Origin of the sequence: Nocardioides sp., assembly GCF_047607185.1 — a bacterium.
Taxonomy (GTDB): Bacteria; Actinomycetota; Actinomycetes; order Propionibacteriales; family Nocardioidaceae; genus Nocardioides.
On sequence record NZ_JASGDQ010000070.1, the window covers coordinates 1 to 9,033 of the forward strand.

8 protein-coding genes and 2 tRNA genes are annotated in these 9,033 nt (G+C 73.3%); all 10 read right to left on the reverse strand.

Annotated features, from left to right (window positions below):
* Window positions 1-190 (reverse strand): hypothetical protein (locus QM595_RS07885; RefSeq protein WP_415170994.1); only part of this gene is annotated, 190 nt, incomplete at its 3' end.
* A 144-nt stretch (window positions 191-334) separates the two neighbouring features.
* Window positions 335-3,187, reverse strand: a complete 2,853-nt coding sequence (locus QM595_RS07890) for a helix-turn-helix transcriptional regulator (RefSeq protein WP_415170995.1) — start codon at window positions 3,185-3,187, stop codon at window positions 335-337.
* The gene (gene tig / locus QM595_RS07895) at window positions 3,184-4,578 is read right to left on the reverse strand and encodes a trigger factor (protein WP_415170996.1); all 1,395 of its coding nucleotides are present in this window, start codon (window positions 4,576-4,578) and stop codon (window positions 3,184-3,186) included. The genes QM595_RS07890 and tig overlap by 4 nt, the downstream gene beginning before the upstream one ends.
* A 32-nt stretch (window positions 4,579-4,610) precedes the next feature.
* Window positions 4,611-4,686: transfer RNA gene (locus QM595_RS07900), tRNA-Pro, on the reverse strand.
* 39 nt (window positions 4,687-4,725) lie between these two features.
* Window positions 4,726-4,796 (reverse strand) — tRNA-Gly (locus tag QM595_RS07905).
* A 52-nt stretch (window positions 4,797-4,848) separates the two neighbouring features.
* Window positions 4,849-5,883: a PP2C family protein-serine/threonine phosphatase gene (locus QM595_RS07910; RefSeq protein WP_415170997.1), complete on the reverse strand. Its 1,035-nt coding sequence runs from the start codon at window positions 5,881-5,883 to the stop codon at window positions 4,849-4,851.
* A complete protein-coding gene (locus tag QM595_RS07915) occupies window positions 5,880-6,731 on the reverse strand; it encodes an Fpg/Nei family DNA glycosylase (RefSeq protein WP_415170998.1) in 852 nt (283 codons plus the stop codon). Before QM595_RS07915 ends, QM595_RS07910 begins: the two co-directional genes overlap by 4 nt.
* 7 nt (window positions 6,732-6,738) lie before the next feature.
* The gene (locus tag QM595_RS07920; RefSeq protein WP_415170999.1) at window positions 6,739-7,257 is read right to left on the reverse strand and encodes a ribose-5-phosphate isomerase; all 519 of its coding nucleotides are present in this window, start codon (window positions 7,255-7,257) and stop codon (window positions 6,739-6,741) included.
* Window positions 7,258-7,297: 40 nt separating this feature from the next.
* Window positions 7,298-8,206 carry an alpha/beta hydrolase gene (locus tag QM595_RS07925; RefSeq protein WP_415171000.1) on the reverse strand — a complete coding sequence of 303 codons (909 nt, stop codon included), beginning with the start codon at window positions 8,204-8,206 and terminating at the stop codon, window positions 7,298-7,300.
* 232 nt (window positions 8,207-8,438) lie between these two features.
* Window positions 8,439-9,033: 2-phosphosulfolactate phosphatase (locus QM595_RS07930; RefSeq protein WP_415171001.1), on the reverse strand; the 595-nt coding region annotated here is incomplete at its 5' end.

Sequence of the window (9,033 nt, forward strand, 5' to 3'; positions counted from 1 at the left end):
CTCGCGCCGCCGCGCGGGCGACCGGGACCGCCGCGCTGAGCGCCTGGGCGGCGGGCTTGCGGGCCCGGCCGGTGAGCCGGCGGGCGAGCCTGACCAGCCCGCCGATCCGACCCGGGCGACGGCGTCGCGACTGCTGTCCGGGGTCTGTCGACCTCGCCGGCGCGCTGTCGTGCCGGACCACCTCGCTCATGCGCGACCTCGCTTCGCTCGCTCATGGCCGCTCATGGCCGGTGAGTCTAGTGTTGCGCAGCCCGGCAGCGGCGAGCTCGCAGACCCGCCGGCTGTCGGGGCCATGGCGGGATCAGTCTCGCACCCTCGGCGGACGGCCCGCCGGTCAATTCTCAGCGAGAGCGGCCGTGAGCTCGTCGCGGCCGGCGATGCCCAGCTTCCGATAGGCGCGGGAGAGGTGGACCTCGACCGTCTTGGGGGTGATGAACAGCCGCTGCGCGATCTCCCGGTTGCGCAGGCCCCGCACCGCGAGCTCGCAGACCCGCGACTCGGAGGCGGTCAGCGCGGCGGCGCCGGTGACATCCAGGCTGCGGGTGCGAACCCCGGCGGCGGCGAGCTCGGACTCGGCCTCGGCGACCAGTGGGCGGGCGCCGGCGCTGGCGGCGAGGGCGCGGCCGGCGAGCAGCATCTCGCGGGCGTCGACCCGGCGGCCGGCACGGCGGAGCGCGGCGCCGTACACGATCCGGGCCCGGCCTTCCTCCAGCCTGGCCTGGGAGGCGGCCAGGATGGTCACCGCCTGCTCCAGCGACGCCAGTCCGTCGCCCTCGGCGACCTGGCCGGCCAGCCGGTAGGCGACGCCGAGGACGCGTGGGACGGCGCAGCGCTGGGCCAGCTCCAGCTCCTCCGCGGCGAGCTTGCGGGCCTGCGCCACGTCGCCCAGCGCCCAGTGCGCGAGCACCGCGATGGAGCGCCAGGTGGACCAGCCGGGCGAGTCGGAGTCGATCGCCTGCAGCTGGCGCCGGCACTGGTCCGCCTCGGCGAGCGCGCGGGTGTGCTCGCCGGCGTAGTGGAAGACCAGGCCGCGGGCGCGGAGCAGGTGGATGCTGCCCGGCAGGAGCTTCTCGTCGACGTCGCCGGTGCGCTCGATGATCCGCAGCGCCTCCTCGACGCTGCCCTGCTCGACCAGCACCTGGGCGAGCAGGGCAGTGGCCAGCGAGAGCATCATCCGGCCTGCCGGTACGGCGTGGGCGCGCTCCATCATGACGCGGAAGTCGGCCTCGCTGGTGGCCAGGTCGCCCATCCACCAGCTCGCCGTGCCGTGCACGAAGCTGGCCAGCAGGAAGCCGGGCAGGAAGACCTCGCTGGCGGCCTGCTCCAGGCCCTGACTCGCCAGCTCGCGGGCCATCTCGTACTCACCCGAGGAGGCCAGCGCGACCCGGACCCAAGTCCATTGCGGGGTGCCGAGCCACTGTTCGCGGTGGGGGCCGCCGACCAGCGCGCGCAGCGCGTAGTCGCGGACCTGCGAGGCGGGGGCGCCGACGGCGTTGGCGTTGGAGGCCAGCTGGATGAGCAGCAGCCGCTCGCCCGGCGTAGCGCCGGTCAGTTCCGGCAGCGCGGCCAGCCGCTCCCGGGCGGCGCTCACCTCGCCGGGCACCAGCAGCGAGGCCTGGATCAGGCCGGCCTCGACGACGAGTCGCAGGTCGCCGTGCTCGGGGCCCAGCAGGTCGTAGGCGCCGCGCAGCTCGGCCACCGCCTGGTCGTTGAAGCCGGCGAAGCTGAACGCGAACGCCAGCGACTGGGCGCACTCCACGAGGGCGACGACGTCGGTGAGCGCCTCCTTGGCGCGCAGCAGGGTGGGCACGCAGGCCGGGTCGGAGGTGGCGAGCTGGGCGCGGCCGAGCCGGAGCAGCAGGTCGCCGAGCCGGTCGGCCGTCGGCGGCTCGGCGACGGCTCGCTCGAGCAGCGTCACGGCCGCCTGCGGGGCGCCGGACTCGATGGCGTCTCGAGCGGCGCGGGAGAGCAGGTCGACCGACCACTCGTCGCCGACCCCCTCGGCGGCGAGCAGGTGGGCAGCGGCACGGTGCAGCGCGTCGGGCTCCTCGGCCAGCAGCCGGGCGGCGGCCCGGTGCAGCTGGGCCTGGGCCGAGGCTCCGGTGGCCTCGATGACGGCGGCCTCCAGCAGCGCGTGCCGGAAGCCGAGGCCGGGGCCGTCGGAGAGCAGCGCGGCGTCTCGCAGCCGGTCCGCCGCGGTGCTCGCGCGGGTGAGGTCGAGGTCGGCCAGCGCGGCGGCGTGACGCACCGTGGTCTCCTGGAGGGTGGCCACGGCGCGGGCCAGCGCCCGCTCCTCCTCGTCCAGAGCGGTGAGGCGCTGGACGACGGCGTCGACGACCGAGGGCGGCGTCACCTGCCGCACCCGCTCCACCGAGGCGTCGTCGGGAGGGACTCCCTGCTGGATCAGCAGCCGGGTGAGCTCGGTGAGCAGGAACGGGTTGCCGCCGGTGATCTGCGCGCAGGCGCCGGCGAAGCCGTGGCCCACCTCGACCCCGAGCCCGTCGTCGTAGGCGGCCCGGAGATAGGCGTGCACGCCAGGCTCCGAGAGCGGTGGCAGCGCCGAGGTGTGGCTCTGGGCGTGGGCGACGATGGCGGCCAGCGCGGGACTGCGCCGGTCGGAGCGCACCTCGCGGGCGGCGACAACCACCAGCACGGGCAGATCCTCGATCCGGCCGAGCAGGTGGGCAAGGAAGAGCAGTGACGCCTCGTCCGCCCACTGGGCGTCGTCGACCGTCAGCAACAGGCCGCTGGCCCGCGGCAGCCGGGCGAGACCGTCGATGAGCCAGAACAGGCTGTTGAGCATCCGCGACTGCTCGATCAGGACGGTCAGGCCGTCCTCCCGGGCCGTCGTCACGCCCTGGACGAAGTCGGCGGCCAGCCGGGCCGGGCCCTGCGCCACCCGGGCCAGCTCGTCGGGCGGCAGCGCGACCAGGGCGCGGTCGAGCAGCTGACGGACCACGCCGAACGGCGCCTGTGACTCCAGCTGGCCGGCGGTCGCCCGCAGCACCGCGAGTCCGGCGCCCGGCGCCGCCGCGGCCAGTCGTCGCAGCACCGCGGTCTTGCCGACCCCAGCGCTGCCGAGCAGACAGACGGCACCACCCTGCCCTCCCGCGGCGCGGGTGAGCAGGGTGGTGGCGAGAGCTAGCTGGGCGTCCCTCTCCAGGAGGTCGCCGCCGCGGCGGCTCACTGCGTCGCGGCGTCCTCGGTGGCGTCCTCGTCGGCCTCCTCGGTGGCCTCGGCGGTCGGGTCACCGATGGTGCCGTCAGGACGGAGGTTCTTCAGGTCCAGCACGTTGCCGGAAGCGTCGGTGACCGTGGCCGACTCGACGACCTTGGCGAGCGCCTTGCCGCGGATGATCTCCTCGGCGTACTCCCGCAGGTGGTGCGGGTGCTCCTGGATGTGGGAGAAGGCCTGGTTGGGGTCCTGGCCCTGCTGCTGCGCGCGGCGGAGGATGTGAGAGGTCAGGTCCTCCTGGGAGACCTCGAACTCCTCCGACTTGGCGATCTCGTCGAGCAGCATCTGGGCGGTGATGGCCTCACGGACCCGGCGCTCGAGGTCGGCCTCGAACTCCTCGATGGTCTGGCCCTCGTCCTCGAGGTACTTCTCGAAGGTGAGGCCGGCGTAGGCGAGCTGCTGCTCGACGCTCTGGCGCCGGGCGTTGAGCTCGTCGGTGACCAGCTGGTCGGGCAGCGGGATCTCGACCTTCGACAGCAGCGCCTCCAGCACCGCGTCGCGGGCGGCGGCGGCCTGCTCGAGCCGCTTGCCGCGGGCGAGCCGCTCGCGCAGGTCGTCCTTGAGCTCGGCGATGGTGTCGAACTCGCTGGCGAGCTGGGCGAACTCGTCGTCGACCTCGGGGAGCTCCTGCTCCTGGACCTGGGTGACCTTGACGAGCACGTCGACGTCCTCGCCGACCAGGTCGCCGCCCACGAGCTGGCTGGTGAAGGTCTTCTCCTCACCGGCGGACAGACCGGTGATGGCCTCGTCGATGCCGTCGAGCAGGCCGCCGCGGCCGACCTGGTAGCTCATCCCGGAGACCTCGGCGCCCTCGACCGGCTCGCCGTCCTTGGTGGCGACCAGGTCGATGACGACGAAGTCGCCGTCGACCGCCGGGCGCTCGACGTCCTTGAGGGTGCCGAACCGCTCCCGGAGGCCCTCGATCTGCTCCTCGACGTCCTCCTCGGTGAGCGGGAAGTCCTCGACGGAGGCCTCGATCCCGTCGTACGACGGCAGCTCGAACTCGGGCCTGACGTCCACCTCGGCGGTGAACTCCAGCGGGCCGTCGGCGTCGTACTTGGTGACCTCGACCTCGGGCTGCGCGAGCGGGGTCAGGTCGTTGGCCTGCAGCGCCTCGGCGTACTTGGTGTTGAGGATGTCGTTGAGGGCCTGGTCGCGGGCGGCGCCGGGGAACTGCCGCTCGATGATGGCCGCCGGGACCTTGCCGCGGCGGAAGCCGGGCACGTTGACCTGCTGCGCGATCTGCTTGTATGCCGCATCAAGGCTCGGCTTGAGCTCCTCGAGAGGCACCTCGACGGTCAGCTTGGCCCGGGTCGGGCTCAAGGTCTCGACGGCGCTCTTCACAGGGTTTCTCCTCTAGTTGATGGTTGTGTTGCTGGTCGGGGCGACAGGACTCGAACCTGCGGTCTCCTGCTCCCAAAGCAGGCGCGCTAGCCACTACGCTACGCCCCGCGAATCGGCCCTCCGTCGGTCCGGCGGAGAGCCGTTTCGAGCGGATGACGGGAATCGAACCCGCGTAGCCAGTTTGGAAGACTGGGGCTCTACCATTGAGCTACATCCGCGTGCCGCCCGGATCGGGCAACCCGCAAATGGTGCCACATCGCGACCCCCGGCTCATAAGCGGTGGACCAGCACCATCGTCCGGTCGTCGTCGCGGGCGCCCAGCTCGTCGACCAGTCGCTGCGCCGCGCCGTGGGGCTGCGCCCGCAGCTCGGCCTCCGCCTCGCCCAGCAGCCGGTCGATGCCGAGGTCGATATCGCGGCCGTGCTCCTCCACGACGCCGTCGGTGTAGAGCACCACGGCGTCACCGTGCCCGAGGGTGCCGGCGGCGACGGCATAGTCGGCGTCCGGGAGGAGACCGAGGATCGGCCCGCTGCTGGCCAGTTCGATCCAGCGGCCGGAGCCGGCGTTCCGGTGCAGTGCCGGTGGGTGGCCGGCCGAGCGCAACTCGAAGGCCCCGGTGGTCAGGTCCACGGAGAGGTGGACGGCGGTGGCGAAGCCCTCCTCCCAGCCCTGGCGCAGCACGTAGTCGTTGGCGGCGGCGAGGAACTCGCCCGGCGGCAGTGCGCCGAGCAGCCCGCCGAAGGCGCCCGAGAGCAGCAGCGCCCGGGTGCCGGCCTGCTCACCCTTGCCGGAGACGTCGACGATGGCGACCTCGAGGCGGCCGGGCTCCGGCCGGACGGCGACGATGAAGTCGCCGGCGAACAGGGTGCCGCCGGCGGAGGTGAGCGCGGTCTCGACGTACCAGTCCTCGGGCAGTCGCGGGATGCGGGCCTGGCGCAGGATCCGGTCGCGCAGGTCGACGAACATGGACTCGCCCTGCAGGCCGGCGACGCCGAGGCGGGTACGCCGGAAGGAGACCAGCAGCACGAACAGGCCCAGGCCGAACACGACGGTCACGGCGACGATCGTGCGGGTGTCCACCGCGGCGCCCCGAAGCGCCACCCCGACGACGGTGAGAGCCAGCAGCGCGATCACGAACCAGGGCAGATGGCGGGGCCCGATCTGGAGGCTGCCGACCAGCAGCGGAACCATCATCAAGGTGACCGGCCCGTAGTCGGGCACGACCACGCCGAGCACCGTCGCCGCGACGGCGAAGGCGCCCATCAGCGCCATCACCCGGGCGTCGCGGGAGAGCCGGTCGCTCACCCCGGTCTCCCCTCAGTGCTCCTGCGCGGGCGGTACGTCGGCTGGCAGCGCGGGCACCAGAACAGGTTGCGGCCGTCGAGCTCCTTGGTCCGCACCGCGGTGCCGCACCCGTGGCACGGCATCCCGGTGCGGCGGTAGACGTAGACCTCGCCGCCGTGGTCGTCGACGCGGGGCGGTCGGCCCATCGCCTCGGGGGTGTGCTCGTCGCGGACGGTGTCGATGCGGTTCTTGGCGACGCCGTCCCGCATCAGCACCACCAGGTCGGCCCACATCTCGTCCCACTGCCGCTTCCGCAGCGTCTCGCCGGGCCGCAGCGGGTCGATCCGGTGGCGGTAGAGCAGCTCGGCGCGGTAGACGTTGCCGACGCCCGCCAGCACGCTCTGGTCCATCAGCAGGCTGCCGATGGACCGGCTGCTCCGGGAGATCCTCCGCCACGCCTTCTCCGGGTCGGCGTCGTCGCGCAGCGGGTCGGGGCCGAGCTTGGCGACGCAGGCCGCCACCTGCTCGGCGGTCCACAGGTCGCATCCGGTGGCGCCGCGCAGATCGGCGACGTGGTCCTCACCGACCAGCCGGAGCCGGACCTGGCCGACGGGATCGGGCACCTGGCCGTCGTACCGCTTGAGGTCGAGCTTGCCGATCAGGCCGAGGTGGATGTGCACATAGCGCTCGCCCGGGAACTCGCAGAACAGCTGCTTGCCCCACGCCTGGGCACCCTCGAAGACCTGGCCGTCGAGCTGGCGTGCCTCGGCGTCGAAGCGGCCCTGCGGGGAGCCGACCCGGACCGGCCGGCCGGCGAACGCCGCGGTGAGGTCGAGGGCGAGCCGGTGGAGGGTGTGTCCCTCGGGCATCCCCGGCTCAGTCCTGGTCCTCGGCCGGGCCGAGGCCGGCGGCCGAGTCGGGCAGCGGCGGCCGGACGCCGGTCTCCTCGTAGGACAAGAGCTGGCCGATGCGGCGTACGTGCCTCTCGTCCTGGCTGAACGGCTCGGCCAGGAAGAGCTCCACGAACCTGGTCATGTCCTCGATCGGGTGCATCCGGCCGCCCACCGCGACCACCTGGGCGTCGTTGTGCTCGCGGGCGAGCCTGGCGGTCTCGTCGGAGTGCGCCAGCGCGCAGCGGATGCCCGTGACCTTGTTGGCGGCGATCTGCTCGCCGTTGCCGGAGCCGCCGATGACCACGCCGAGGCTGTCGAGCCCCGCGGCCCGGTCCCGGGCCACGCCCTCGGCGGCGCGGATGCAGAAGACGGGGTAGTCGTCGAGGGCGTCGTAGACGAACGGGCCGTGGTCGACGACCTCGTAGCCGAGCTCGGTGAGCCGGGCGGTCAGGTGGGACTTCAGGTCGAGGCCGGCATGGTCGCAGCCGAGGTGCACGCGCATGGGGTCATCTTGTCAGAGCGTGTCGCCCGGACGCGCTGCTTCAGGCCCGCTGCCGGGACTGCTGGCGAAAGCGCCGCGCGTGGATCGCGAGGAATCCGGCCATCTGCTCCATCAACGGCTCGGCAGCGGTGAAGACGGAGTGCCGCCAGAACCCGTGGGTCTGGCCGAGGTAGCGGGTGGCGGTGACCTCGACGCCGGCCTGGTCGAGCCGGCGGGCCAGTTCCTCGCCCTCGTCGCGCAGCGGGTCGTGCTCGGCGGTGACCACCAGCGTGGGCGGCAGCGTGCCGAGCCGGTCGCTGAGCAGCGGCGCCAGGTCGGGGTTGGTCAGGTCGGCCGGGCCGGCGGCGTACTGCTGCCAGTACCAGGCGGCCTCCTCCGGCTCGAAGCCGTCGGCGGCGGTGCGGTAGGAGTCGAAGCCCTGGGTCGGGTCGAGGAAGGGATAGATCAGCCCTACGGCGGCGAAGTACCCGGGGTTGCGCAGCGCGGCGACCAGGGCGAGGTTGCCGCCGGCGCTGTCGCCGTGGACGAAGACCGGATGGTCGTGCCCCTGCCGCTCGAGCCAGCGCAGCACGGTGTCGACGTCCTCGACCGCCGCCGGGAAGGGGTGCTCGGGCGGGCGCCGGTAGTCGACGCTGAGCAAGCCCATCCCGGTCAGGTTGACGAACCGGCGGCAGGCGGCGTCGTGGACGTCGGCGTCGTTGAAGACGAAGCCACCGCCGTGCAGGTGGACGATGACGCCACTGACTCCCTCCCGGCCCTCGTCAGCCTTGTAGTGCAGGACCCGCACGCCGTCGGCGTCGATCTCCCGGAATCCGCCGACCTCCTCCTTGGGCTCGCGGGCGGCCTGCAGCCGGGCCGCCGCGCGCTGCTCCTCGACGGGCAGCTCCCACACCTTGGGCGTGCTCTGGGCCTGCTCGACGGCCTTCCTGGCCTGGCGGAAGAGGGTCATAGCACCATCATCTCGTGACCGGTCTGGCCTGGCTGGTCCCCCTCCGATCCGCCGAGAAGTCTCTGATGGCCCCGCGAGAAGTCCCTGATGCCCCGCGAGAAGTCTCTGATGGCCCTCCGAGAAGTCCCTGATGGCCCCCCGAGAGGTCCCTGATGGCCCCCCGAGAAGTCTCTGATGGCCCCCCGAGAAGTCTCGACGTGACCACCGATGGCTCCGCACCGGCATGGACCGATCAAGCGAGGGTGAAGAGCCCGTCGCGCAGGATCGGTACGACGTCGGAGACGTCCAGCTCGGCGGCCACCGTGACGTCGTCGGCATAGCCACGCTCGACCAACTCCCGGCCGCTGGCACAACCCGCTAGCGCAGCGGAGAGGTCGGCGACAGCTCGGTAGGCGTCGCGGCCGACGGCGGCCTCCGGGCTCAAGTCGGGGGGATCGAGCGCGTCCAGCACCGCACCGGCGCCCCAGAGATCCTCCACAGCCGGGCGCAGCGAGCCGTCGGGCCACCGCTCCCCCGCGGCGATCAACGCCACGGCGCGGCCGGCAGTGACGAGCGGCCGGAGCCAGCCCGCCACGGCGGTCCGGTTGCGCAGGGACGCGCCGACGACGCTCGCGCCGGACTCGGCGAGCAGGGCGGCGATGGTGGAGCCGTTGGGCGAAGGCAGCACGATCCGGCGCGATGCCCGATCGTGGGGCAGGCTCACGGACCGCATCGCCGCCGGGGAGAGGGTGACGCCGCCGACGGCGTCGGGGCCGGCGTCGGGGCCGGCGTCGGGGCCGGCCTCCGGCCGGCCGATGGCGAGCACGGCGTCGCGCTCGGCCGCGACC

What these genes read in the sequence shown, in the direction of transcription:
- QM595_RS07920 (WP_415170999.1), bottom strand. Translation starts at nt 7,257, where the DNA reads ATGCGCGTGCACCTCGGCTGCGACCATGCCGGCCTCGACCTGAAGTCC.
- QM595_RS07915 (WP_415170998.1), bottom strand. Translation starts at nt 6,731, where the DNA reads ATGCCCGAGGGACACACCCTCCACCGGCTCGCCCTCGACCTCACCGCG.
- QM595_RS07925 (WP_415171000.1), bottom strand. Translation starts at nt 8,206, where the DNA reads ATGACCCTCTTCCGCCAGGCCAGGAAGGCCGTCGAGCAGGCCCAGAGC.